Origin of the sequence: uncultured Succiniclasticum sp. (assembly GCF_902793885.1) — a bacterium.
GTDB lineage: Bacteria > Bacillota > Negativicutes > Acidaminococcales > Acidaminococcaceae > Succiniclasticum.
In genome coordinates, this window is the sequence record NZ_CADBFF010000026.1 from 1 (window position 1) to 25,499 (window position 25,499).

The window sequence follows — 25,499 nt, forward strand, 5'->3', positions numbered from 1 at the left end:
TTCCTCTGCTTCTAACTTCACCTTGTGTGACATAACAAAACTCCCCCTATGATTAACAGTTTATTTTTTCACTGTCTCTCATAGAGGGAGCATATCAAATTTCTGCGGCTGTTTTGTTGTGCTGCGGAAAAGTTTTGCAAATTACTGCATACTATATTAGGGAAAGAGGTTGAAACTCCCTGTTGCATGTGGTAAAATATTATGTAATTTTGTGTGGTTCACATGCGAAATGCGCAACCCACGTTACGAATTGCCGGGAGGTGCAGGATGAACGATATGATGGTCATGGCCAATGCCATTCTGCCGTTTATATTGATGGCGGGCATTTTTTATTTTATGCTGTGGCGTCCGCAGAAGCAGGAGCAGAAGAGACGGAAAGAGATGTTGGATTCGCTGAAGCGCGGTGATAAGATCATCACCATTGGCGGCATGTATGGCACGCTGACCAAGGTGGGTCCCGTGAAGGTGAAGGTTCGTCTCGCGGAAGGCGTGGAGATCGAGTTTGCCAGAACCGCCATCAGCGGGTTTCAGGATGCCGGTGCAGATGCGCAGCCGCAGCCCGAAACGCTGGATGCCTGATGGAAACGTATTCGCTAACAGAAGAAAAGTGCCGGGTGCGGCGTGAGTTGAAAGAGACGGCTGTCGGGCTTTCGGAACGCTATGTGGCGGAGGCAAGCCGGGCGGTTTGTGAACGGGTGCTGCAAAGCCGTGAGTTCCAAGAGGCAGCGGTGGTGTTCGGTTATCTTTCGTTTCACAAGGAGATTTCCGTGGATGCGGTGCTGGAAGCGGCGCTGCGTTTGGGAAAAATGGTGGCGGTGCCGTGGATTATTTCGCGGACGGAGATGAAAGCCGCGCGGCTGGTTTCATTGGAGAATCTGCCTCTGGACCGGTACGGGATCCGGACGGCGCCGGAACCGGTGGAACTGATTTCGCCGGAAGCGTTGGAATTGATTTTGGTGCCGGGAGCCGGGTTTTCGGAAATGGGCGGCCGCATGGGTCGGGGCGCCGGGTTTTACGATCGGTTTTTGGAAGAGACGAAAGGCTTTCGCCTGGGCGTGACATGCGACAAACTGTTGCGGAAAAATATTCCCACGGAAACGCACGACCAAACGATGGATGCGTTGGTCACGGAAACAAAATGGATCCGCTGTGCCGGTGCGTGAAGCATTGTGACGGCGGGCGATTGTTTTTGAAAAAGTTTATGGCTGCAGGTGTTACTTTATGCAAATTGCAGTGGAGATAAACTGTTACGACGGTAACAGATGAAAGGGGTAAAGTATTTTGAGATGGAATGAGTTAGGGAAGTTCCTGATCGTGGCGCTGGCCATTGTGGGTGGGTTTGTTATGTACATCCGGCCACTGGCTAGTTCGGTTAAACAGGGACTGGATTTGCAGGGCGGTACCCACGTGGTGCTGCAGGCTGTGGATACGCCGCAGTTGAAAGTGAATGACGACGCGCTGGATAGGGCGACGCATATCATTGAACGTCGTGTAAATGCGCTGGGTCTGACGGAACCGGTGGTTCAGCGTCAGGGTCGCGACCGTATCATCGTGGAACTGCCGGGCGTAAAGGATCCGGAAAAGGCCATCAACATGTTGGGCAAGACCGCGATGCTGGAGTTCAAGGATCCCAATAACAAAACGGTGCTCACCGGTACGGATCTGAAGGACGCCAAGGCGGTGGTGGGCAACGGCAACCAGCCGCTGGTATCCATGGAGTTTTCCGATGAAGGCGGCCAGAAGTTTGCGGACGTAACGGCCCGCAACGTGGGCAAGCGGATCGCCATCACCCTGGACGGGGAAGTGCTGACCGCGCCGGTGGTGCAGGAAGCCATTACCGGGGGGCGCGCCCAGATTACCGGCAACCGTTCCATGGAAGAAGCGCAGCACCTGGCGATTTTACTGCGCAGCGGTTCGCTGCCGGTGAAATTGGAAATCATCGAGAACCGGACCGTAGGCCCGACTCTGGGGCAGGACTCCAAGGAAGCCAGCCAGAAGGCGTTCCTGATTGGTGTGGCCGGCGTGTTTGTGTTTATGATTTTGTTCTATCGTCTCAGCGGCGTTGTGGCGGACATCGCGTTGCTGCTGTATACCATGCTGCTGTTACTGGTGATGCGGTACCTGAACGCGACACTGACCCTGCCGGGCATGGCGGGCATCATCCTGTCCATCGGTATGGCGGTTGACGCCAACGTGCTGATTTTTGAACGATTCAAAGAAGAAATCCGCACCGGCAAAACGTTGCGCAAGGCCATGGACAACGGGTTCGGCCGGGCGCTGGTGACCATTCTTGACTCGAACATCACCACCCTGATGGCCTGCGCGGTTCTGTTCTATTTAGGCACCGGCCCCATCAAAGGGTTTGCGGTCACGCTGTCCATCGGCGTTATTTTAAGTATGTTCTCGGCAGTTACGGTTACCAAATTTTTGCTGAAGTTCCTCATTGATGCTAACTTCACCAAGAGCCCCACGGCTTTTGGCATCTCCGCTCCGAAAGCAGAGGAGGTGGCAAAATGAAAAACTTTTCTATTGTACGGAACTGGAAAATTTTCTTTGCGATCACGATCATTGGTCTGATAATCGGGTACGGCTCCATGATTTTCCGCGGGTTCAATCTGGGAATTGATTTTACCGGCGGCAGCATCATGGACCTGAAGTTTGAAAAAGCGGTGCAGGTGGCCCAAGTTCGTGAAGTGCTTGGCAAACATAATTTGGGCGGCGCCATCATCCAGCTGGAAAGCAACGATTCCGCGGCTACTTCGTCCCAGGGTGTGCTGATCCGTACCCCGGTCATTGCGGATAATGACCGCACGACCGTGATGCAGGACATGGAAAAATCTCTGGGCAAGTTTGAGATCCGCCGTGTGGAAAACGTCGGCGCGACCATCGGCGGTGAACTGATCCAGCAGGCGGCCATCGCGATCTTCCTGTCCTGGGTGCTGATGGTGTTGTATATTACCATCCGGTTCCAGCTGAATTTTGCGCTGGCGGCTATTATTGCCCTAATCATTGACGTGTCGGTTACGCTGAGCTGGTTCTCCCTGCTGCAGCTGGAAATTGACTCCACTTTCGTAGCCGCGCTGCTGACAGTAGTAGGGTATTCGGTCAACGGCACCATCGTAATTTTTGACCGCATCCGTGAAAACCTGAAAGTGCATCGCCGCACCGAAACGGTAACGGATATGATCGACAACAGTATCAAGTCTACGCTGACCCGTACCATTTACACGACGATCACCACTTTGTTTGCTATCGTAGCAATCTTCCTGTTTGGCGGCGAGACGATTCATAATTTCTCCTTTGCCATGCTGGTGGGCTGCTGCAGCGGCGCCTACACTTCCATTCTGCTGGCGGGCACCATCTGGCTGTTCCTGCAGCATAAAAAAGCAGGGGAATAACAGAATCGTTTTTGTATAATTGTTTTGCGAAAAATGCAGGGATAAAATTTTTGTAAAATCGTTTTGCAAATCATTTTGCATAAAATGTAAGGAAAAAACAATTTTCGTTTAAGAGTTTTGCAGTGATGTGTTTGATTTACATAGGGAAAAGGGATGAAACCATCCCTTTTTCTTTTTGGATTTCCTTTTGGGAATTATTTGGGCAGGCACTTTTCACGCCTGCCTTTTTTGTTTATAATATATAATGAAGAAGTATGAGATGCGGAGGGTTTTATTTTGAAAACTTGCCGCGGAAAATATTTGTGCAATCGGCTTTCGTAGGAAATTCGGAACGCTGCAGTGCTTTTTTTGAAAATGTATCCGGAACAAAGTTGCCGGAGAATAAAGGAGGGTTTGCGATGCGCAAAATTTTATTGTTATGTATGTGCATGGTGGTTTGTTTTTCATTCAGCGCATGCGGGAAAGAAGCGGAACATAAGCCGCAGCCGAAACCGGCTAAGGCGGTGTTTGAAACCAGCATGGGTACGTTTACCTGCCGGCTGGAAACAAAACTGGCGCCGGTGACCACGGCCAATTTCATTAAGTTGGCAAATAAAGGATTTTATGACAATCTGATTTTTCACCGTGTGATCGATGACTTTATGATTCAGGGCGGTTGCCCCAACGGAAACGGAACCGGAGGTCCGGGTTATACGATTAAAGATGAATTTAATTCGAAGCTGCGTCACAACGGACCGGGGATCCTGTCCATGGCCAATGCGGGTCCCAATACCGGCGGCAGTCAGTTCTTCATTACGTTGAAAGCAACGCCCTGGCTGGATAATCATCATGCGGTGTTCGGACGCGTCAGCGACGGCATGGACGTGGTGCAGAAGATCGGGCATACCAAAACAGACGCCATTGATAAGCCGGTGGTTCCGGTTGTGATAAAGAAGGTCACTATCCTGGAAGGGGACGCGGCGAAGTAAATGAAACCGCAAGTAAACCGGTGAAGAAATAAACCGAAGCAGGAAAAACTGCGAGGAAAGAACCAAAGATAGGAAACCGGTGAGGAAAAAGCCGAAGCGGTGAACCGCAGGGAAGTCTGCGGGGAGAACGAAGAAGAAAAACCACGGAAACGCGGTGAAAGGGGTTAAGCTATATTGTCTTTTTTATCGGACGAACATGTAATTGAAATCAACGACCAGCAGGAGATGGTCGGCATCCTGGGGAGGAATGATGAATTTTTGCGGCTGATCGACGCCAGCTTTGACGCGACGGTCATGGCCCGGGGCAACAAGATTATTTTCAGTGGCAGTGAAGAGGAAAATCAGAAACTGGAACAGCTGTTTAAGGAATTGCTGTTCCTGTACCGGCAGGGGCTTCCGATTACCAGCCATGATGTGCGTTATAGCATTTATATGGTGCAGGGTGGCGCGGTGGCCAAGCTGCACAATATGTATGCGGAAACGCTGATCGTCACCTGGCGGGGCCATCAGATTAAGGCCAAAACGCTGGGGCAGTGGAATTATGTCCGCGCCATCAAAAATAATTTCATCACATTCGGCATCGGTCCCGCCGGCACGGGCAAGACGTATTTGGCTGTGGCCATGGCGGTTACAGCGCTGAAGAAACGGGAAGTGGAGCGGATCATCCTGACCCGTCCGGCCGTGGAGGCCGGGGAAAAGCTGGGCTTCTTGCCGGGGGATCTGCAGGAAAAGGTGGATCCGTACCTGCGTCCGCTGTATGATGCGCTGTTTGATATGCTGGGCAGCGATACAGCGCAGAAATATCTGGAACGGGGTACCATTGAAGTGGCGCCGCTGGCGTACATGCGGGGGCGTACCCTGAACGGTTCGTTCATCATTCTGGATGAAGCGCAGAACACCACGCCGGAGCAGATGAAAATGATTCTGACCCGCTTCGGGTTCGGGTCCCACATGGTGGTAACCGGCGACGTTACACAGGTTGATCTTCCCATTGGAAGGAAAAGCGGGTTGGTTCATGCGGCCAAAGTGTTGAAGGACGTACCCGGAATCAGCATTAATTATTTTGATGAAAAAGATGTGGTGCGGCATGAAATTGTGGGCGCCATCATCAAGGCCTACGAACAGTTTGAACTGAAGCCGGACGAAAAGAAAGCAGAAGAGTAAGAAGATCGAAGAAGCGGAGTGAATTGCCCGGAAAACCTGGGAAAAAGGAAATATCCGATTTCCGTTTTGATAATGGGAGGCTACGAGACAGCATGAAGATTATTTTCAGCGATGACCAGGATGAGGTAAAGGTCCCGAAGGAAGCCGTTGCGTTGCTGAAAAAGGGGCTGCAGGCGGTGGCAAAACTGCACAAGCTGTCTGCGGAAACCGAAGTCAGCGTGTCACTGGTGAGTGATGAAGTCATTCACGTATTGAACAAGGATTATCGGGGCATTGACCGGCCGACAGATGTGTTGTCCTTTGCGCTGGATGAAGCGGAGGAACCGCAGGAGTTTGGCGGGCCGAATGCGCATCTGCTGGGGGATATTATTATTTCGGCGGAAACGGCAGTGCGGCAGGGCGAGGAGTACGGCCACGGCCTGAACCGGGAATTGGTGTATTTGGGTGTGCACAGCCTGTTGCATCTGCTGGGTTACGACCACATGAACAAGGCGGACAAAGCGGTGATGCGGCAGGAGGAAGAAAAGGCGCTGCAGCTGATTCACCTGAGTCAGGCGGATCTGGACCGGAGCGCAGGAAAAGCGGATCCGGATCATTTTGCGGTGGCCGTGGTGGATGCGGTGCAGGAAAAGAAAACGGAAAAGCCTGCGAAAATGAAAACAGAAAAGAAAACGAAAAACGGAAAAGGGAAAGCGGAAAAGCAAACGAAAAAACCTGCAGAAATCGAAAAGCGGAAAGAAATTTCGACTGATAAACCGAAAACGGAAATAGAAAAGAAGAAAGTGCAGAATAAAAATAGTAAGGAAGGGGGGAACGTGATGGGCCGCAAGAAAGAAAAAGAGACAGACAAAGCGATTCAAAAATTATATAAGAAAGCACTGAAGACCCGGGAAAACGCGTATGTTCCTTTCTCCAAGTTTAAGGTGGGCGCGGCGCTGTTGACAAAGTCCGGCGACATTTTTACCGGCTGTAACGTGGAGAATTCTTCTTTCGGCTTGACGGTGTGCGCGGAGCGGGTAGCCATGTTCAACGCAGCGGCGGCCGGCGTGCGTCCGGGAGAAATTACCATGTTGCTGGTGGCGGCTGATACAGAAGACGTAACTTCGCCCTGCGGTGCCTGCCGTCAGGTGATGGCGGAGTTTGAGATTCCCGTAATCGTTATGGCAAACGTGCGCGGCGATATGCGGACGGTGGCGCTGGATGAACTGCTGCCGTTCAGTTTTAAAGCTGCAGACTTTGCGTAACCGTTTGAGCTACTGCCATTCAGCTTTAAGCTGCAGACTTTGCGTAACGGAACTACTTAAAATTTTGTAAGAGGATTGAGGAATTTGTATGGCTGAGAACAAACATCGTACAGGCTTTGCTGCCCTGGTAGGGCGGCCGAATGTGGGCAAATCGACTTTGATGAATGGGATGATCGGGGAAAAGATTTCGATTATGAGCGACCGGCCCCAGACGACGCGGAATAAGATCATGGGAATTTTTTCCGCCGACCACGCCCAGATCATGTTTTTGGATACGCCCGGCGTACACAAGCCGCTGCATAAACTGGGTGAGTATATGAACCAGGCAGCCATCGGTGCGTTGAACCAGGTGGATGTGATTTTGTTCGTGGTGGATGCCTGCGAGAAAAAAGGAGCCGGCGAACGGTTTATCATTGAACATCTGAAGCGGGTGAAAACGCCGGTGCTGTTGGTGATTAACAAAATCGACAAGTTGGAAGACAAGAGCAAGCTGCTGGAGATTATGAGCAGTTACCGGGATGATTTGAATTTTGATGCCGTGGTTCCGGTCAGCGCGTTGGAGAAAGAAGGCTTTGCGGAATTGCAGGAAGAAATCGTCTGCCGGCTGCCGGAAGGCCCCAGCCTGTTCCCGGAAGACGAACTGACCGATCAGCCCATGCGGGTGATTGCGGCGGAAATGATCCGGGAAAAAGTGCTGCGGAATACTCATGATGAAGTGCCCCATGCCATTGCGGTGGAAGTGGACGAATTCAAGGAACGTTCGAACGGTAATATTTTTATCCGGGCTACAATTTTTGTGGAACGGGAATCCCAGAAAGGGATCGTCATCGGGGCCAAGGGCAGCCTGCTGAAAAAAATCGGGCAGGAAGCCCGGCAGGATATTGAGAACCTGACCGGCTGCGGCGTTTTTCTGGATTTGTGGGTAAAGGTACAGGCGGATTGGCGGAATAAATCCAAAATGCTGAAAGAATTGGGGTATAAGGAACCGTAACATGTTGATCCTGTTTCTGATTTTGTTCAATGCGCTGTTGGTGGCGGCGGAAACGTCGCTGGCGCGAATCCGGCGCGCACAGCTGCAGGAAATGCAGGAGGACGGCGTGTCCGGCGCGGAGACGCTGCTGCATATTTATGATCGGAAAAATCAGTATATCAGTGCCCTGCAGATTGGCATCACCTGTATTTCGCTGTTGCTGGGCTGGTACGGCGGGCCGCTGCTGGCAGAGTGGATGCTGGGGCTGCCCGGTGTACATTCCTGGATGACTGCAACGGCTCAGGCGGTTTCCTGGCTGCCGGATACCGCGTTATCCCTCAGCCTGCTTTGCGCGTTTCTGATTTTGGTGTTGCTGCACGTGGTAATCGGGGAGCTGGTGCCACGCATCATTGTGTGGGACAAGGTGGAAGAAATCATCGTGCATCTGGTGACCCCGCTGCGTGTGGTGTATCTGCTGACCTGTCCGCTGGTGGGCATCGCCTTTTGGATCGCCAAAGGGATTGCAAAACTTTTTGGCGTGACCTATACCCCGGACGAAGACATCTCCCGCAGTGAAGAAGAGTTGCGGCAAATCGTCAGCGCCAGTGAAAAGGAAGGGGAACTGGACAGCGCGGAACGGGTGCTGATCGACAACGTGTTTGAGTTTAACGACACGGTGGCCCGGGAAGTGATGGTGCCCCGTCAGGATATGATGTGCGTATTTGTGGACGACACGCCGGAAGAGATACGGGAACTGATTCGGACCACGCACCATACCCGTTTCCCCGTTTGTGAAGAAGACAAGGACCATATTCTGGGGATTTTCCATGTGCGGGATCTTCTGAATGCGGATTTGTCGGAGGACTTTGATATCCGTTCCCTGTTGCGGAAAACGATTCGGGTGCCGGAGGGGATGAATGCGCTGCGGGTGTTGCAGACGATGCAGAAGCAGCGGGTTCACCTGGCGGTGGTTGTGGATGAATATGGAGGAACCGTCGGCCTGGTCACCTTGGAAGATCTGCTGGAAGAAATCGTGGGTGATATGAGCGATGAATATGAGCCGGCGGAACTTCCGGATATTCTGCCCCTGGCCAACGGGAGTTACGATATTGACGGAGAAATGCCGCTGGACGACGTGGGCGAAGTGCTGAAGCTGTCGTTTGATGAGGAAGATGAAGAAGACACGTTGGGCGGTTATATATTCAGCCGGTTGGGACGGAAGCCGGAAGAGGGCGACGAGGTCGAATGGAAAAACTGGACGTTTACTGTATTGAAAATGGATCAGTTCCGGATTGAACGGGTCAAGGCGGAAAAAACGGAAACGGAATAGACGTTGTCTGGCAGAATGGTAAAGGCGGAAACGGAACAGACGCCGACGCACAGAACAGGCAAAGACAGAAACGGAATCAGAAGCGTTTGGTCGGTCACAGGGTATGGAAAGTTATAAGGATGAGATTGTACTCTTACAAGTAAATAACTGGCAGACGGCGGACAAGAAAGCAGTTTGTTTTTCCCGGGACCATGGGAAAATTGTGTTTATGGCCTATGGGGCCCGGTATCCGAAAAGTGTGTCGGGCCGTTTGCTGCAGCCCTTTGCCTGTCTGGAAGCGGAATTGTATCCGGGCACTCGCGTGGATAAGCTGAAAAACTGTCAGCTTGCCGCACCCATGCCGCAGATGGAGCTGGAACAAATGGCCTACGGGTTTCTTATGGCCGAGATGACGGAACGCCTGACGGAACAGGGCGAACCTTCGGAATCGTTGTATCTGTTACTGCGGCGTGCGCTGCAGTTGCTGGTAAAGCGAAATCCGCGTGTGGCAGCCATGGCTTATCTGATCCAGTTACTGGATCATTGTGGCATCGGTCCCGTGTATGAAGTGTGCGTGCAGTGCAGTCGCACGGCGGAAGGGGACGGCTGGTTCAGCGAGATGCAGGGCGGCTTTGTGTGTGCATCGTGCGGTGCCGGAAAATCTCAGGGCCTGCAATCTTTTCAGGAAGACACCCGCAGGTTGTGGCAGCAGCTTCGTATGCTGGACCTGGCGGAGCCGGAACATTTTTCGGTAAAAGGCGGGGCGCTGATGGAACTGGAACAGATTTTGCACCGGTATCTGGTGTATCAGACGGAGCAGCCGATCCGAAGCCTGGAGTTCCTGCGGCAGATTGCGGGAGGAAAATAACAAACGGGAATGTGTTTGCGGGTTCTTTCCAGCCGATTCCTTTTATACAACATAACTAAAGCTTCATTTCCCGAAAGAAATTAATAATTCATTTGACAAACCTGCCCGGACTACATATAATAATGCGTAGCGATGACAAGACCAAGTATTCCGCCACCAAAGCGAGCCGGGACAGTGTAAGCCGGCAACCGGCGGAAGAAGGCAGCTTTGAGCGAAATTAAATAACCATTGAGGCGGGTCACGTTTTTGTGATCAAGCAGGGTGGAACCGCGGAAATACTCCGTCCCTGTAACAAGTATTTGTTGCAAGGACGGTTTTTTATTTGCAGCAGGCGGCGCGCCAGGCAAAATAATCGCGGCAGGATAAACAAACCCGCTTTGTAACATAATCAAGGAGGAAAAAATGGATTTTCAGCAAATGGTTTTAACACTGCAAAAGTTCTGGTCTGAGCAGGACTGTATTCTGGCTCAGCCCTATGACATGGAAAAAGGAGCAGGCACCATGAACCCGTTGACATTTTTGCGGGTCTTGGGACCGGAACCCTGGCGTGTGGCGTATGTGGAACCCTCCCGCCGCCCGGCGGACGGACGCTACGGCGACAACCCCAATCGCCTGTTCCAGCATCATCAGTATCAGGTCATTATCAAACCGTCTCCGGCCAACATTCAGGATCTTTACCTGCAGAGTCTGGCCGCGTTAGGATTTAAAGCGGAAGAACACGACATCCGTTTCGTAGAAGACAACTGGGAATCTCCCACATTAGGCGCCTGGGGATTGGGCTGGGAAGTCTGGCTGGACGGTATGGAAATCACCCAGTTTACCTATTTCCAGCAGGTCGGCAGTCTGGATATCAAACCGGTTGCCGTTGAAATTACGTACGGCCTGGAACGGATTGCCATGTACATCCAGGGCGTGGAAAATGTGTATGACGTGAAGTGGGTCGGTGACGTGACCTACGGCGACGTGTTCCACGACAACGAAGTGGAACAGAGCTGGTATTCCTTCCAGCTGGCGGATACCGACATGCTCTTCGACATGTTCGAAAAATTTGAAAAAGAGGCGGAACGGATCGTGGAGACCGGAAACATCCGTCCGGCGTATGACTACGTTTTGAAATGCTCCCACACATTTAACCTGCTGGACAGCCGGGGCGCCATCAGCGTCAGCGAACGGGCCGCGTACATCGGCCGTGTACGCCGGCTGGCCCGTCTGTGTGCCAAAGCGTATGTGGAACAAAGGGAAAAGATGGGCTTCCCGCTGCTGAAGGGAGGAAACAAATAATGAAGAAGTTATTGTTTGAAATCGGAACGGAAGAACTGCCGGCCAATTATATGCCGAACATTTTAAAAGATTTAAAAACCCTGGCGCTGAAAAAGTTACAGGATGCCCGGGTTCCCTTTGCCGATGTAACCGTACTGGGAACGCCCCGCCGTCTGGCTGTGCTGGTCAGCGGAGTGCAAGAGACCCAGGCGGACAGCACGGAAGAATATAAGGGCCCGGCCGTGAACATTGCCTTTAAAGACGGCGAGCCGACCAAAGCGGCCCAGGGGTTTGCCCGGGGCAAAGGCGTAGATGTGAAGGATCTGGTTGTAAAGGATAATTATATTTATGCTGTGAAGCACATACAGGGGAGGGCAACGGCGGAACTGTTACCGCATGTGTTGCAGGAGATCCTGACCAACATTCCGTTCCCCAACCATATGCGCTGGGCGGATTTCGATTTCCGTTTCCTGCGTCCCATTCACTGGCTGGTAGCGCTGTTTGGTAGGGAAATCGTTCCTGTTTCCATTACGGATATCCAGTCTGACCGGTACACCATGGGCCATCGTTTCCTGAGCAACAAGAAAATTGAAATTCCGGTGGCGGATGACTATGAAAAAATTTTGGAAGAGAATTTTGTCATCGCAGATCAGGATAAACGCCGGGAGATGATCCGGCAGCAGATTACCGAACTGGCCCGGGAAGAAGGCGGAGAGATTGAAATTGCGGCGGATCTGCTGGAAGAAGTCAATTATCTGGTAGAGTATCCCACGCCGTTGTGCGGAAAATTTGAAGAAAAATATCTGGCGCTGCCGGAAGCGGCTATCATCACGCCTATGCGCGATCATCAGCGCTATTTCCCGGTGCGGGGTAAAGACGGCAAACTGCTGAACAAATTTATTGCCGTACGGAACGGCGGCAAAGCGTTTCTGGAGAATGTGACCCACGGTAATGAACGGGTGCTGCGGGCCCGTCTCAGTGACGCGGAATTCTTCTTTAACGAAGACCGGAAACAGAAACTGGAAGCCTATGAAGAAAAGATTAAGACCGTTGTCTTCCAGGAAGGCCTGGGCAATATGTACGATAAGAGCCAGCGTCTGGAGAAGCTGGTGGAGATGATTCATTTCGGGCAGCAGAGCCGTCTGCCGCTGGCGGATCTGAAACGCGCGGCCAAGCTCAGCAAGTGCGATCTGGTTACCGGCATGGTGACGGAATTTACCGAACTGCAGGGCGTCATGGGCAGGGAGTATGCCCGTCTGGACGGAGAAAAAGCGGATGTCTGCGAAGGTATCTTTGAGCAGTACCTGCCCCGGTTTGCGGGCGATATCCTGCCGAAGACGGAAATCGGGCGGATCCTGAGTATTGCGGATAAGGTGGACAACATTGTGGCTACCTTCAGCCGCGGCAAAGCGCCGACCGGTTCCCAGGATCCGTTCGCGCTGCGCCGTCAGGCTCTGGGCATTATCAATATCCTGCTGGACAGCCAAAAGCATATGGACATGGCAAAGGTTGTGGGGGCTTCCATTCTGCTGCTGAAGGTTCCAATGGAAGAGGTGAAAGAGCTGGCAACGCAGATCATTGAGTTTATCCGGCTGCGTTTCCGCAATCTGCTGCTGGATCAGAAAATTCGTTACGATGTGATTGATGCCGTGCTGGCGGAAGAACGCAATAACGATCTGTACGATCTGTATTTGCGCGCGCAGGCGCTGAATGAATATGTTGCAGGGGACAAGGCGGCTGATATGATCCAGGCTGCAACTCGTGTGAATAACCTCAGCAGCAAGGCGGAAACTGTTTTGCCAGTGAATGAGAGCCTATTTAAGGTAGAGGCGGAGAAGGCGCTGTATGCTGTGGTCAGGAAGCTGGATACCGATATGATCCCGCTGACGGTCCGCTGTGATTATGCAGGGGCTCTGAACATTTTGAGCGAGCTGAACGCGCCGGTGAACAAATTCTTTGACGACGTGATGGTTATGGATAAAGACGAAGCCGTAAAGAATAACCGGTTGTCCCTCCTGTGCCTGGTAAAAGATTTGGTCAACTGTGTAGGGGATCTGTCCAAACTGGTGATGTAAGTCTGTGACTGCATTTGGGACAACGGATGCCGTCAGTTACACAATTCATCTGGCAATATGCATACGAAGAAATCCTGTACGTAAAAAATACTAACACATAATGAAAGACAGCGCCGGCTGTTATCCCCGGGTTCCCCGTCGTAATTTTGCGGGGAAGGGAGGATGCCGGCGCTTTTGTTTTTATTACAGAGGATGACTTTATAACAGAGGACGCTTTCAGGAAGACTGGGGGATTTCTCACAAGCAAGATTTCACAGAATCTTCCTTGAATAACTACAGAAAGCGTGGTATAGTATATACTATAGGGAAATAATTTCTTTTTGTGTGTACCATAAATTTTTAAAAAAGGAGCAGGGACTATGGAGAAAGAAAAAGAGTATTTGTTGTGGTTTGAGCAGATGGAACGCAAGGATGTGGCAATTGTTGGCGGAAAATCTTCTTCGCTGGGAGAAATGACGGCGAAGACGGACGTTCCCGTGCCTTACGGATATGCGACCACTGCTTATGCGTATCGTTACTTTATTGAGGCGACCGGCCTGAAGGAAAAAATGGCCGCGCTGATCGGACAGATTACGGACGTGGAGAATACGGCGCAGCTGCGGGATATCAGTGCCAAACTGCGCAAGGCCATCATGGACGAAGAGATGCCCAAAGATCTGCAGGCGGCTATCACCAAAGCGTATAAAGAACTGGGGAAGAAAGTCGGCGAAAAAGATCCTTATGTAGCCGTACGGTCCAGCGCGACTGCGGAAGATTTGCCTGACGCCAGTTTTGCAGGCCAGCAGGATACCTACCTGAATGTGCAGGGCGCCAAGATGATCATCCAGAAGGTTAAAGAATGCTATGCATCCTGCTTTACCGACCGCGCGGTGTATTACCGTGAAAAACAGGGTTTCGACCATTTGGACGTTGCGCTGTCTGCGGTTATCCAGATGATGGTGTACTCGAAAGCGGCCGGCGTAATGTTCACGGTGAACGTAGCGGACGGCGATGATAAGAACGTTTTGATCGAAGGCGCTTACGGCCTGGGCGAATATGTGGTCCAGGGCACTGTAACCCCGGATGATTATCTGGTTTCCAAAGACAAACTGGAAATTCTGGAAAAAACGGTAAATCCCCAGGAAGTCAAACTGATCCGCAAACCCGGCGGAGACGTGGAAGAAGTTCCCGTACCGAAAGCGGAAGGGGAAGGCCAGAAGCTGACGGACGAGCAGATCAAAGAACTGGCCGTCTACGCCATCAAGATTGAAAAGCATTATGGTTGCTATATGGATATGGAATGGGGCATTGACGAACGGGACGGCAAGATCTGGATCCTGCAGGCCCGTCCGGAAACCGTATGGAGCCGCCGTAAAGCAAAAGAAACTGCCAAAGTGGAAAAGAAGGGAGCGGTTACTACGGACAGGAAAGTTATCGTAAAGGGTGCGCCGGCAAGTCCCGGACAGGTTTCCGGCAAAGCGCACGTCATTTTGGATCCTTCCATGATTGACGAATTCAAACAGGGTGAAATTCTGGTTACGGAAATGACGGCGCCGGACTGGGTTCCCGCTATGAAGAAAGCGAAAGCTATCGTAACGGACAGCGGCGGTATGACCTGCCACGCTTCCATTGTCAGCCGCGAACTGGGGATTCCCTGTATTGTTGGCTGCAAGAGCCGGGGCGCTGCTGCTACGGCTTCTATTGCGAATGGTGCGGATATTACCGTTGACGCGACCCACGGCGTTGTATATGAAGGTATCCTGGAAGAGGCAAAACCGGCTGCCGCGGCGCCTGCTGCTGCCGGCGCAACCGTAACGGCGGAATTCTTCCCGCCCACCGGCACCAAGATTTATATGAACCTGGGCGATCCGGAACTGGCGGAAAAATATGCGTCCCTGCCTTGCGACGGCATCGGCCTGATGCGTGAAGAATTTATCTGGACGACTTACATCCATGAACATCCGCTGTATCTGATCAAGACCGGTCATCCGGAAAAAGTGGTGAATCAGCTGGCCGAAGGGATTCGCCAGGTGTGCCAGGCTATGGCTCCCCGCCCGGTGACCCTGCGTTTCAGCGATTTCAAATCCAGCGAGTACCGCGACCTGAAAGGCGGCGACGAGTTTGAACCTTATGAACCGTCTGCGTTGTTAGGCTGGCGCGGCGCGTCCCGTTACTATGATCCGAAATATATCGAAGCATTTAAACTGGAATGCCAGGCTGTGCGGAAAGTTCGCGAAGAGTTTGGCCTGAAGAACCTGAACGTGATGATTCCGTTCTGCCGCAATATTGACGAAGCCCGCAAGGTTACCGGCATTATGGCAGAGCAGGGGCTGGCCCGGGGCAAAGACTTTAAGGTCTGGCTGATGGCTGAGATTCCGTCCAACATTATTCTGGCGGATCAGTTCAATGAATTTGTGGACGGGTATTCCATCGGTTCCAACGACCTGACCATGCTGATTCTGGGCTGCGACCGTGATAACGATACCGTCTCCCACATTTATGACGAACGCAATCTGGCAGTCCGCCGTGCGGTCCGTCATCTGATTGAAGTGGCTCACAAAGCCGGCAAGACGGTTTCCATCTGCGGCCAGGCTCCGTCCGTATATCCGGAATTCTGCGAATTCCTGATCAAGAGCGGTATTGACAGCATGTCCGTCAACCCGGATACCGTCAAGTTCACCAAGAAACTGGCGGCTCACATCGAGCAGCGTATCCTGTTGGATTCCTTAACCGGCAGAGGCCGTCAGGAAGCGGAAGATCTGGACTGGTGAAAAAAGAATCTTCTGTGCGGGAAACTAATAATCTGAAACATAACCTGGCACTCTGTGCGGACGAGAACGAATTATACCGAAACGTAATTTTGCACGCTGTACAGATAGTTTACAATGAACCAGGTTACAAAAAATTAAACCCGATTACAAAAGTTTAAATATTTTTGTATCGCATTACGTGGCAACTTATATGGGTTGCCACGTTTTTTTGTGAAATATTTGGTAAAATTGTCCTCTTATTGAAAATGAATCTATACACTATTGCTAATTCAGTGATATAATTACTATGTATGCGTATGCCAGTTTGCCGCTAAAAAAACGGCAACGGTTTCGCACGGAGCCAGATATTCTTTTCACGGCAATGTTCAGGAATGAAATATTTCTTGTCAAAGGAGTTTCCGTGAAAATGAACATGTTAAGTTATTTTTTAGTTTTGTTATTTATTTTCGGCCTGTTAACAGTGGCTTACATTGATTTCAGGCGGAAGATTATTCTGGACGAAGTTCTGATTTTGTTACTGTCCGCCGGACTAATATATACCGGAATCTTCGGCAATACTTGGAGCGAGTCTCTGTTGGGCGCCGTGACCGGTAGCGGTCTTCTTGGACTGATTTATATTATGAGCCGGGGCGGAATGGGGCTGGGCGATGTTAAATTTGCCGGCGTTCTGGGAATCTGGACCGGTTTTCCGGGCATAGTGGTCAATCTGTACCTGGCTTTCTTTCTGGGCGGGGCGGTTGCGTTATTTCTTTGTGTCATGCATAAAGCGGACCGGAAAACCAGGCTTCCCTTCGGTCCCTGTCTTTGTGCCGGGGCTGTCCTGAGTTTCTTCTTTTCTTCCCGTATCCTTGACTGGTACTGGTCTTTGTTTTTGTGAACGGAGGCTGTATCAGGATGAAAATCATAAAACATTTTAATGATATTCTTTTTGGAGAACTGGTCACACTGATGATCACGGGAGATTCTGTTACGATTTGTCAGGGAAAAAACTCTGTGAAGTATGAGTTTCCCAAAACGTTTCAGGATTACAATTATCTGAACCACACAGAAGAAATGGCTGGCTGGTTGCTGGCAATTTTGCAGGAAGAAAAGATTCGTATCAGGCGATGCAGGATCGTGCTGGATTTTGGGCAGGTTTATCTGCAGACTGTCAAGCTTCCTGTTATGACAGCGCAGGAACAACAGAACTGGGTTCGTTGGGAAGGAAGTCAGTATGTTCCTTTTGAGCCGGGTACTTACTACGCGGTCCTGACGACTGCGCCGGATTGGAAAGATTACGGGGTTGCACAGGAGCATCGGGTATCTGTGGCTGCGGATTTTTCTGCACCTTGGCAGGCAACGGAGGAGGCTGCGTTACAGAATTTTTTGCTGGTGGCAATCCCGTTGGATAGAATTGAGACCTTGCAGCAGCTGGCAGTTTTTTTACGTGCGAAGCTGGAATGCGTTACGGTGATGGAACCGGAACAGGATGCGTTGCCTGTAAATCTGCTTCCGGTCGCTTCCGAAAAAGAAGTGATAGTGAAGCGGGGATATCAGACTGCGACGGTAGTGTGCCTTCTCCTGTCAGTGGCTTTGGCAGTGCGGGGCGGTATCATCTGGCAGCGGACGAGAAATGCCTGGTTGGAAGCGGAGAGGCAGCTTGCTCCGTATCAGTCTGTTAAATCCGCGTATGCGAACAGCAAAAAGGCGGAGTATCAAATCCGGCAGTATCGAGAGAAACTGCAACGCATCAGTCAAACAGAACCGATATGGACTCCTGTGCTTCGTGCGATAGGAAGTACGATTCCGGAGGGGTGCTGGCTGGAAGAGTTGCAACAGAAACACACGCCGGCCGGCTGTCTGGAACTGAAAGGCTGCGCGATAAAGCTGGCCCGGGTTTCGGAGTTTCTGGAAAATCTGGAACAGTCCGGGTTATTTTCCAAGGTTCGGCTTGTGGATAGCGGAACCAAACGAATGGTTTTAAATAGCAGAGGGGATAACAGCAAACAAGTCGTTTCCTTTGTTTTGCTGGTGGAACTTGCTTCGGAACGGAAGGAGGCAAGGCCATGAAACAAGTGCTGTTGTCTCTGATAAAAACTGAAAAAGTGTTTTCTCTTACGAAGAGTATGACTGAAAACAGCAAAAATGCCTGTTGGCTGTTGCTTTCCGTGATTCTCTTGACAGGTACGGTAACGGGAATTGCCGGTCCGTTAGAGAATTGTGTGCGCCAGATGGCTGAGCAGACAAGTTTCAGGCAAAAGGAACTTGTACTGTACCGTGAGTTTGCTAAAAAGCAAACCGGTGCGCAAAGGGCGGCGGAACAGCAGGATGTTCTGCAAGCGCTGCAGGAACAGGTGCCGGAACACATAAATCCGGAGGAAGAAGTGCAACGGATTTACCGTCTGGCCGGTCTGCATGGCATAACGGTTCAACGATGTAAACAGATAGAGAATGGTTCTTCTGCTTCTGACAAAACCAAAACAGGGAACAATATGGGCGTTTTTCAGTGGGAAGCAGAGTTTTATGGAACCTGGCAAGATTTGATTCGTTTTTTTAGTGACATAGAGACCCAGGGACCCTGTACACGAATAAAGTTGTTGCGGATCCGCAAGTCCGGTGAAAAAGAAACGGACAGCGTCATTCCCGGAACCGGGAGAGAGGCTGCGCTGTCTGTCAGCGGCAGAGTTTGTGTACATTATTGCAAAAAATAAATGCAGCGTGAAACACAGCTGGCAGGGTGAAGAAAGCAGGCGTCATCATGAATTTTCAGGACAAGAGACTACGAATTCTCATCATTGCGGTAGTCATCATTTTGGGAGTCGTGGCATTCCGTGTAATATCGAATATTATGGCCCGGAATGAGCAGGCAAAAAAGAGCAGTCAGGGACGCACGGCCGTCATTATGGCTGCGTATCCGAAACGGCAGACCATCGTGCCGAAGTTCCGCTTCTCCGGTTCCCTGGATCCGATCTGGCAGGCTGATGTGGCCGCAAAGGTTGACGGTCGTGTTGAGAAGGTGCTGGTAGAGGAAGGTCAGGCTGTGAATGCCGGCCAGGCCCTGGTGGTGCTGGAGCAGGTGGATACGGCTGCGAAACTGATGAATGCCAGAGGAGCTTACCTGGACGCCAAGACCAATTATGAAAAGGCCGAGTTGTTCTTAAAACGGTATCAGGATCTGTATGCCAAAGGCGCCGTGTCTAAAGAAGCCCTGGACAATATGAGTTTTGCCCTGGAAAACGCCAGAGGCAAGCTGGATGCGGCAAAAGGCGTTCTGACTGCGGCGGAATCGGATCTGGGCGGCACAACGGTGACCACGCCCCGGGCCGGCGTAATCCAGAAACGGTATTTCCAGGAAGGGTATTATGCCAAAGTGGGTACGGCCCTTTTCAATATTGCGGATATTTCCACGCTGTCCGCCAAGATTGATATTCCGGAAGGATATGTGAACAGCGTGGCGGTAGGCGGTAAAGTGGAATTCACCATTCCCTCCATGAGCGGAGAAAACAAGAATGTGGATGGCTACATCGTCCGGATCAGTCCGGTGGCGGTGAAACCGTCCCGTACCTTTGAAGCGGAAGTGGTGGTGGATAACCGGGACAATCGGCTTCGGGGCGGCATGTATGCAGAGGCTCTCATCACGGCCATACCCAAGGAGAACGTGCTGACCATTCCCATGACGGCCATCTCTATGCGTGACGACCAGCGTACCTGTTACGTCATTGAGGACGGCAAGGCGGTGCGAAAGATACTGACAACCGGCTACATCGGGGAGAACCTGGTGGAAGTGCTGAACGGTATCTCTGAGAAAGATTATGTGATCACCGGCGGCCTGAACAAAATCCGTGAAGGTGTCAGTGTTAAGGTTTCAGAGAAGGGTACGGATAAAGAATGATTGAAACATTTATAAGACGGCCTGTCTTTACCACCATGTTCATACTGGTGCTGATCGTCTTCGGTATCCGTTCCTATCCGGGACTGGGCGTAGACCTGTATCCGGACGTGGACCTGCCCATGGTAGGCGTTACGGTAACCTATGAAGGCACGGCGCCGGAAGAAATGGAGACCCTGGTTACCAAACCCATTGAGAACCGCGTCAGCCAGGTTTCGGGCATCAAGACGATCACCTCTACCATCCGGGAAGGATATTCCCAGACGGTGCTGGAGTTTGAAATCGGTACGGATCCCCGCCAGATGGCCAGTGAGGTTCGTGAAAAAGTAGCGGGTGTGCGCCGCCGTCTGCCGGATGACATTGATGAACCGGTAGTACAGCGGTTTGACATGGCGTCTCAGGCGATTGCGACCTATGCCTTTTCGTCCGATAAGCGGAGCCCGGGAGAAGTCCGCCGCATTCTGAACGACGTGGTCATCGACGGACTGCAGATGCTGGAAGGCGTGGCCGATGTATCGGTGTACGGAGCCGCGGACCGTGCCATCAAGGTCCACGTGAAATCAGAAAAGCTGAAGCAGTACGGAATTTCTTTCCAGACGGTACTGACCAAGGTTAACAATGCTAACATCAACACGCCTGGCGGCAAGGTCCGGGATAACAACAATACGATTACCGTACGTACCATCGGCAAACTGAATACGGTGGACGACTTTAAACAGATTATTGTGGCCAACAAAGACGGGAAGGCCATCCGTCTCACGGAAATTGCTGACGTGGAAGACGACTGGGAAGACGCGGAGTCCTATTCCCGCACCAACGGGGTCCCTTCCGTGATGCTGGCCATCCGCAAGCAGAGCCGTACCAATACGGTTCAGGTCATTGACGTGGTCAACAAAGAACTGGAAAAGATCATGGAGCATGACCTGCCCCCGGATATTAAGATGTACATCGTCCGGGACCAGAGCCGGTACATCCGCGAGAACGTGGCTGACGTGTGGAACACGATCCTCTTCGGCGGGTTCCTGGCTTTGCTCATTACTTATATGTTCCTGGGTGACCTGCGGGCAACCATCATCGGCGGCCTGGCGATTCCTACTTCCATTATTGCAACGTTTTTCCTCATGGACATTATGGGCTTTACCCTGAATAATATGTCTCTCATGGGTCTGTCACTGGCCGTCGGGTTCCTGATTGACGACGCCATCGTGCTGGTAGAAAATATTTTCCGGCACATGGAGATGGGGAAGAAACCGTTCTTGGCCTCGGCAGATGCTACCAAGGAACTGGTGCTGGCAATCCTGGCTACTTCCATGTCGCTGATGGCGGTATTTGTACCCATCGGCAGTATGGGTGAGACAATCGGCCAGTTCTTCAAGCAGTTCGGGCTCACCGTAGCTTTCGCGCTTGCCTTTTCCACGATTTCCGCGTATACGCTGACCCCCATGGTTTCGGCCCATTGGCTGAAAGCTCCGGGAACAGAGAAGGATAAAGACTATCGCCCCCGGTTTGTGGATGCGGCTTTGAAGAGTTTCAATGCGGGCTTTGACTATGTCCGGGGACTGTATGACCAGCTGATGGTATTTGCCGTCCGTCACCCGATAAAAATCATTCTGGGTTCGCTGGTGACGCTGGTCTTCAATCTGTTCCTGCTGCCGTTTGTTGGCACGGAACTGCAGCCAATCTATGACTCCGGCGAATTCCGGGTCAACGTAAAAGCCGCGCCCGGTATCGGGTTGAACCAGATGGCGGAATGGACATGGCCGTTAGAGCAGGTCCTTATGGAAATGAAAGATGAAGTCCGGGTTGAGAACATGCACCTGGGCGGCGTTCGCACGGCAGTGAACGAAGGCGCTATCGAAGTGAAGCTGAAACCGGCGGAAGAACGGAAGCGGGGCATGCTGGATATTATGGCTGACCTGCGCGGAAAGTTCAGAAACGTGGGCGACATGCAGGTTGCGGTTGTGACCAATCAGGGCAGTCGGGGCGACCCCCGGCCTGTACAGATCGGCCTTCGGGGCAGTGACTTGGTAAGGCTGACAAAGTATGCCAACGATCTGGCAGAAAAAATACGGCAGGTACCCGGCTCTGCTGACGTGGAAGTCATTGGTATCGATCCGGAACCGGAAATTATGATACGGCTGGACCAGTCCAAGGCTAGCCAGCTGGGTCTGGATAACACGACCGTAGGTAAGGTTGTACAGTATGCGTTCCAAGGTAAGAGCACTGGCAACTCCTATACGATTGGCAACAATGACTACGATATCATCATCCAGATGGACAAACAAGACCGCCGCACCATTCAGGATGTGGCGAACCTGATGGTTTCTACGGAATCAGGCGGTTACGTTCGGTTAGGGGACGTGGCGGAAGTCAGGTTAGGCTCCGGTCCCACCCGTATTGATCGGGAAGGCAGGCAGCGCCAGATTGCGGTTTACTCCAATGCAGTGGGTATTTCCACCGGCGATTTGCTGAAAGTGATTGAAGAAAAGCTGATCCCGGAACTGAATATGGATATCGGGTACCGTTACCGGCTTGTTGGTAACTCCGATATGATGAGCCGTATCTTTGGAGAGATCGTCAAGGCCGTTATCCTGGCTATTGTTCTGATTTACATGGTGCTGGCAGCGGAATTTGAAAGCTTCTCCCAGCCATTTGTAATCATGATGAGTCTGCCGTTTGCCATCATCGGCGCTGTGCTGGGTCTGCTGGTGGCCAATCAGACTGGTAATATGATGTCCCTCATCGGGGCGACCATGCTGCTGGGGCTGGTAACCAAAAACGCAATTTTGTTAGTTGACTATGCAAATCAGGCGAGAGAGAAGGGCATGCCGATTAAAGAAGCAATTCTGGAGGCATGTTCCCTGCGCCTTCGTCCGATTCTTATGACTACACTTTCAACCATGCTGGGCATGACTCCGGTTGCGCTGGGAATCGGCGCCGGGGCGGAGCTGCGGCAGAGCATGGGCGTGGTACTGATCGGCGGTTTGACGACTTCCACCTTGCTGACATTGGTGGTAGTTCCGCTGATTTACATGCTCACGGAAGAATACAAAGAAAAAAGGGTGGCAGCGAAAACTGCGAAATAACGGCCCTTGTCGGAATGGTGTTCATAGTGTACGGCAAATGCTCAGGTGTGTCCCGCGGTGCGTAGTTATGTGTAAAGTCTTGTTGAGCAAAGTGTTAGACTTTCCATAATAAACAGTTTTTAGTTTATTCAAGCCTTTCTGGCGCAGACCTTGCGGCAGTGAGTTGTGTTATTTAGGGTGAATACTTATGAGTTATGAAAATGATATAAAGGAGGCGCTTGCCGCTTATAAAGCAGGCGCGCTTTCTGACGAAGAAGTGATTGCGCGTTTTCATCAGTTGAATATGACTGATCTTGGGTTTGCCAAGCTGGATCACGACCGGAGTTTGCGCCGGGGCTTCCCGGAGGTTGTGTATTGTGAGGGAAAGACAATTTCGCAGGCTGCCGCGATTTTAACCGTGCTGGCCTCCCGCCACAAGAATGTGCTAGGAACCAGAGCTTCGGAGGAATTATATGAGACGGTAAAGCCGAATTTGCCGGACGCAGTCTACTATGAAAGGGCTCGGCTGATTGTTTTGGAAAAAGAACCTCTGCCTAAAGATCCTGACCGTAAGATTGCTGTGATTACCGCTGGGACCAGTGACGTGCCCGTAGCGGAAGAAGCGGCCGTGACAGCGGAAATTATGGGGAACGAAGTCATACGTATTTACGATGTGGGCGTTGCGGGGATCCACCGGCTGCTGGGCAAGGTGGAAGAAATCCGCAGTGCGAATGTGATCATCGTCATTGCCGGTATGGAAGGCGCGCTGGCCAGCGTAGTTGGCGGGCTGGTGGATAAACCCGTGATTGCTGTGCCTACCAGCGTGGGTTATGGAGCCAACTTCAAAGGCCTGTCGGCCTTGTTGGGCATGCTGAACAGTTGCAGTGCCGGGGTGGCAGTGGTGAATATCGATAACGGGTTCGGCGCCGGGCGTATGGCCAGTATTATTAATCACTTGCGATAGTTTATGAAAGTAAAACAGCGGAAAGATCTGCTGTGATGGTCTGAAGACTTGATTTATTCGCATAACAAAAACAGCGGCCGGAGGCCAAAATATCTGTAGCAGCAGGCAAGAGCCCGCTGAACAGCAAGTTGGAGAGATAAGAGATTTATGAAAGCATTATATGTAGAACCCTTTGCCGGTATCAGCGGAAATATGTTACTGGGCGCGTTGTTGGATGCTGGCGTACCATTTGCGTTCTTGCAGGAAGAATTTGCCAAGCTTCATCTGGGAAACTATGAACTGGTTCATAAAAGCGTGAACAAATCCGGGATTCAGGCGCAGTATTTTAATGTAGTTCTGCCCGAAGAACAGGAACACGAACATGCACATGAAGGTGACCAAGTGCATGAACATCACCACGTACATGACCACGATTGTGATCATGAGCACGAACATCACCATGATCATGAACATGACCACGCCTGGATGCACGCTCACGGTATTGCTCACAGCCATGACCATGAACCTGTTCACGAAGAAGAACCTTGCGGTTGTGGACATCATCATGATCACGAACACGATCATGACCATGAACATCATCACGAGCACCATACACACCATCATCACCATGAACACCGGAACCTGCATGACATAGAAGTGATTCTGGATCATTCCAATCTTCCGAAAGAGGTCATTGCCAAAGCAAAAGATGTATTCCTGGCTATTGCCAAAGCGGAGGCCAAGGTTCACGGCAGCACGGTGGAGGAAATCCATTTCCATGAAGTGGGAGCGATTGATACCATCATTGATGTGGTGGGAAATATTTTGGCCCTGCAATATCTGGGGATTGAAAAGGTGTTTACAACTCCGGTAAATACAGGATTCGGTTTTGTGGAATGCGCGCATGGGCAGATGCCGGTGCCGGCTCCTGCTACCGCAGAGCTTCTGCAAGGGATACCGAATTATCGGGGAACGGTAGAGAAAGAGATGACGACACCTACCGGCGCAGCTCTGTTGAAAGTGCTGGCGTCTCCGGTGAAAGAGGTGCCTGACGGCTTCACCGGGGAGACCATCGGCTACGGCGCAGGAACGAGAGACGTGGCAATCCCTAATGTGCTGCGTGTTACTATGGGTCTTTGGAATGAAACGGTGGGAACCGGTAATTCCGGCAGTGCTGTTGAAAGATTATTGATGCTGGAGTGTAACCTTGATGACCTGAACCCGGAAATCATGCCCTATGTTCTGGAAAAATTATTGGCCGCAGGGGCGCTGGACGCCTGGCTGCAGCCTGTCATTATGAAAAAAGGACGTCCGGCCCAGACGCTGAAGGTACTGTGCAGACCGGAACAGCGACAGGTGATGGAGCAGATTATGTTTGCTGAAACTACGACCCTGGGCGTGCGGGCTTACTTTGTGGAGCGCACTGCACTGGAGCGTCGTTGGAAAACGGTGCAGACACCCTGGGGCGAGGTCAGGGTCAAAGAAGGACTGCTGGACGGTAAAGTGGTCAATGCTGTCCCGGAATTTGAAGACTGTAAAAAGATTGCGGAAGCAAACGGTGTCCCGTTGAAAGCGGTAGAAACTGCTGCCTTGCAGGAATAACGTTTTTATGGCTAT

General features: G+C 51.5%; 20 protein-coding genes. All 20 read left to right on the forward strand.

Features of this window, described 5'->3' with window-relative positions; all coding sequences use genetic code 11:
- Window positions 1-267: 267 nt before the first annotated feature.
- Window positions 268-579, forward strand: coding sequence for a preprotein translocase subunit YajC (yajC, locus tag QZV31_RS11070; protein ID WP_093730781.1), 312 nt, complete (start codon window positions 268-270; stop codon window positions 577-579).
- Window positions 579-1,163, forward strand: a complete 585-nt coding sequence (locus tag QZV31_RS11075) for a 5-formyltetrahydrofolate cyclo-ligase (RefSeq protein WP_295360585.1) — start codon at window positions 579-581, stop codon at window positions 1,161-1,163. Before yajC ends, QZV31_RS11075 begins: the two co-directional genes overlap by 1 nt.
- Window positions 1,164-1,281: 118 nt before the next feature.
- On the forward strand, window positions 1,282-2,517 hold the full coding sequence (gene secD, locus QZV31_RS11080; protein ID WP_256324811.1) for a protein translocase subunit SecD: 1,236 nt from the start codon (window positions 1,282-1,284) through the stop codon (window positions 2,515-2,517).
- The gene (gene secF / locus QZV31_RS11085; RefSeq protein ID WP_295360588.1) at window positions 2,514-3,398 is read left to right on the forward strand and encodes a protein translocase subunit SecF; all 885 of its coding nucleotides are present in this window, start codon (window positions 2,514-2,516) and stop codon (window positions 3,396-3,398) included. Before secD ends, secF begins: the two co-directional genes overlap by 4 nt.
- 398 nt (window positions 3,399-3,796) lie before the next feature.
- A complete protein-coding gene (locus tag QZV31_RS11090) occupies window positions 3,797-4,366 on the forward strand; it encodes a peptidylprolyl isomerase (protein WP_093730809.1) in 570 nt (189 codons plus the stop codon).
- Between the two features lie 225 nt (window positions 4,367-4,591).
- A complete protein-coding gene (locus QZV31_RS11095) occupies window positions 4,592-5,530 on the forward strand; it encodes a PhoH family protein (RefSeq protein ID WP_093730810.1) in 939 nt (312 codons plus the stop codon).
- 92 nt (window positions 5,531-5,622) lie between these two features.
- A complete protein-coding gene (gene ybeY, locus QZV31_RS11100; protein ID WP_295360590.1) occupies window positions 5,623-6,774 on the forward strand; it encodes an rRNA maturation RNase YbeY in 1,152 nt (383 codons plus the stop codon).
- A gap of 88 nt (window positions 6,775-6,862) precedes the next feature.
- Window positions 6,863-7,765, forward strand: a complete 903-nt coding sequence (era, locus tag QZV31_RS11105; RefSeq protein ID WP_295360592.1) for a GTPase Era — start codon at window positions 6,863-6,865, stop codon at window positions 7,763-7,765.
- 1 nt (window position 7,766) lies between these two features.
- Complete coding sequence (locus QZV31_RS11110) at window positions 7,767-9,074, forward strand: hemolysin family protein (RefSeq protein WP_295360594.1); 1,308 nt, start codon at window positions 7,767-7,769, stop codon at window positions 9,072-9,074.
- Between the two features lie 103 nt (window positions 9,075-9,177).
- Window positions 9,178-9,921 (forward strand): DNA repair protein RecO, encoded by a 744-nt coding sequence (gene recO, locus QZV31_RS11115; RefSeq protein ID WP_295360595.1) that lies wholly within the window; start codon window positions 9,178-9,180, stop codon window positions 9,919-9,921.
- A gap of 402 nt (window positions 9,922-10,323) precedes the next feature.
- Window positions 10,324-11,202 (forward strand): glycine--tRNA ligase subunit alpha, encoded by an 879-nt coding sequence (gene glyQ, locus QZV31_RS11120; RefSeq protein WP_295360596.1) that lies wholly within the window; start codon window positions 10,324-10,326, stop codon window positions 11,200-11,202.
- Complete coding sequence (gene glyS / locus QZV31_RS11125; RefSeq protein WP_295360598.1) at window positions 11,202-13,256, forward strand: glycine--tRNA ligase subunit beta; 2,055 nt, start codon at window positions 11,202-11,204, stop codon at window positions 13,254-13,256. The genes glyQ and glyS overlap by 1 nt, the downstream gene beginning before the upstream one ends.
- A gap of 359 nt (window positions 13,257-13,615) precedes the next feature.
- The gene (gene ppsA / locus QZV31_RS11130) at window positions 13,616-16,006 is read left to right on the forward strand and encodes a phosphoenolpyruvate synthase (RefSeq protein ID WP_295360600.1); all 2,391 of its coding nucleotides are present in this window, start codon (window positions 13,616-13,618) and stop codon (window positions 16,004-16,006) included.
- Between the two features lie 406 nt (window positions 16,007-16,412).
- Window positions 16,413-16,883 carry an A24 family peptidase gene (locus QZV31_RS11135; RefSeq protein WP_295360603.1) on the forward strand — a complete coding sequence of 157 codons (471 nt, stop codon included), beginning with the start codon at window positions 16,413-16,415 and terminating at the stop codon, window positions 16,881-16,883.
- Between the two features lie 17 nt (window positions 16,884-16,900).
- A complete protein-coding gene (locus tag QZV31_RS11140) occupies window positions 16,901-18,055 on the forward strand; it encodes a PilN domain-containing protein (RefSeq protein WP_295360605.1) in 1,155 nt (384 codons plus the stop codon).
- Entirely contained in the window at window positions 18,052-18,696 is a 645-nt protein-coding gene (locus QZV31_RS11145) for a hypothetical protein (protein WP_295360607.1), read from the forward strand. Before QZV31_RS11140 ends, QZV31_RS11145 begins: the two co-directional genes overlap by 4 nt.
- A gap of 47 nt (window positions 18,697-18,743) precedes the next feature.
- On the forward strand, window positions 18,744-19,877 hold the full coding sequence (locus QZV31_RS11150) for an efflux RND transporter periplasmic adaptor subunit (RefSeq protein WP_295360609.1): 1,134 nt from the start codon (window positions 18,744-18,746) through the stop codon (window positions 19,875-19,877).
- Window positions 19,874-22,960, forward strand: coding sequence for an efflux RND transporter permease subunit (locus QZV31_RS11155; protein WP_295360611.1), 3,087 nt, complete (start codon window positions 19,874-19,876; stop codon window positions 22,958-22,960). Before QZV31_RS11150 ends, QZV31_RS11155 begins: the two co-directional genes overlap by 4 nt.
- 187 nt (window positions 22,961-23,147) lie before the next feature.
- Complete coding sequence (larB, locus tag QZV31_RS11160) at window positions 23,148-23,903, forward strand: nickel pincer cofactor biosynthesis protein LarB (RefSeq protein ID WP_295360613.1); 756 nt, start codon at window positions 23,148-23,150, stop codon at window positions 23,901-23,903.
- Between the two features lie 147 nt (window positions 23,904-24,050).
- On the forward strand, window positions 24,051-25,484 hold the full coding sequence (larC, locus tag QZV31_RS11165; protein ID WP_295360615.1) for a nickel pincer cofactor biosynthesis protein LarC: 1,434 nt from the start codon (window positions 24,051-24,053) through the stop codon (window positions 25,482-25,484).
- The last annotated feature ends 15 nt before the right edge of the window (window positions 25,485-25,499 follow it).

Coding starts and splice junctions, on each gene's coding strand:
- yajC (WP_093730781.1), top strand. CDS start 268: ATGAACGATATGATGGTCATGGCCAATGCCATTCTGCCGTTTATATTG.
- QZV31_RS11075 (WP_295360585.1), top strand. CDS start 579: ATGGAAACGTATTCGCTAACAGAAGAAAAGTGCCGGGTGCGGCGTGAG.
- secF (WP_295360588.1), top strand. CDS start 2,514: ATGAAAAACTTTTCTATTGTACGGAACTGGAAAATTTTCTTTGCGATC.
- QZV31_RS11090 (WP_093730809.1), top strand. CDS start 3,797: ATGCGCAAAATTTTATTGTTATGTATGTGCATGGTGGTTTGTTTTTCA.
- QZV31_RS11095 (WP_093730810.1), top strand. CDS start 4,592: ATGGTCGGCATCCTGGGGAGGAATGATGAATTTTTGCGGCTGATCGAC.
- ybeY (WP_295360590.1), top strand. CDS start 5,623: ATGAAGATTATTTTCAGCGATGACCAGGATGAGGTAAAGGTCCCGAAG.
- era (WP_295360592.1), top strand. CDS start 6,863: ATGGCTGAGAACAAACATCGTACAGGCTTTGCTGCCCTGGTAGGGCGG.
- QZV31_RS11110 (WP_295360594.1), top strand. CDS start 7,767: ATGTTGATCCTGTTTCTGATTTTGTTCAATGCGCTGTTGGTGGCGGCG.
- recO (WP_295360595.1), top strand. CDS start 9,178: ATGGAAAGTTATAAGGATGAGATTGTACTCTTACAAGTAAATAACTGG.
- glyQ (WP_295360596.1), top strand. CDS start 10,324: ATGGATTTTCAGCAAATGGTTTTAACACTGCAAAAGTTCTGGTCTGAG.
- glyS (WP_295360598.1), top strand. CDS start 11,202: ATGAAGAAGTTATTGTTTGAAATCGGAACGGAAGAACTGCCGGCCAAT.
- ppsA (WP_295360600.1), top strand. CDS start 13,616: ATGGAGAAAGAAAAAGAGTATTTGTTGTGGTTTGAGCAGATGGAACGC.
- QZV31_RS11135 (WP_295360603.1), top strand. CDS start 16,413: ATGAACATGTTAAGTTATTTTTTAGTTTTGTTATTTATTTTCGGCCTG.
- QZV31_RS11140 (WP_295360605.1), top strand. CDS start 16,901: ATGAAAATCATAAAACATTTTAATGATATTCTTTTTGGAGAACTGGTC.
- QZV31_RS11145 (WP_295360607.1), top strand. CDS start 18,052: ATGAAACAAGTGCTGTTGTCTCTGATAAAAACTGAAAAAGTGTTTTCT.
- QZV31_RS11150 (WP_295360609.1), top strand. CDS start 18,744: ATGAATTTTCAGGACAAGAGACTACGAATTCTCATCATTGCGGTAGTC.
- QZV31_RS11155 (WP_295360611.1), top strand. CDS start 19,874: ATGATTGAAACATTTATAAGACGGCCTGTCTTTACCACCATGTTCATA.
- larB (WP_295360613.1), top strand. CDS start 23,148: ATGAGTTATGAAAATGATATAAAGGAGGCGCTTGCCGCTTATAAAGCA.
- larC (WP_295360615.1), top strand. CDS start 24,051: ATGAAAGCATTATATGTAGAACCCTTTGCCGGTATCAGCGGAAATATG.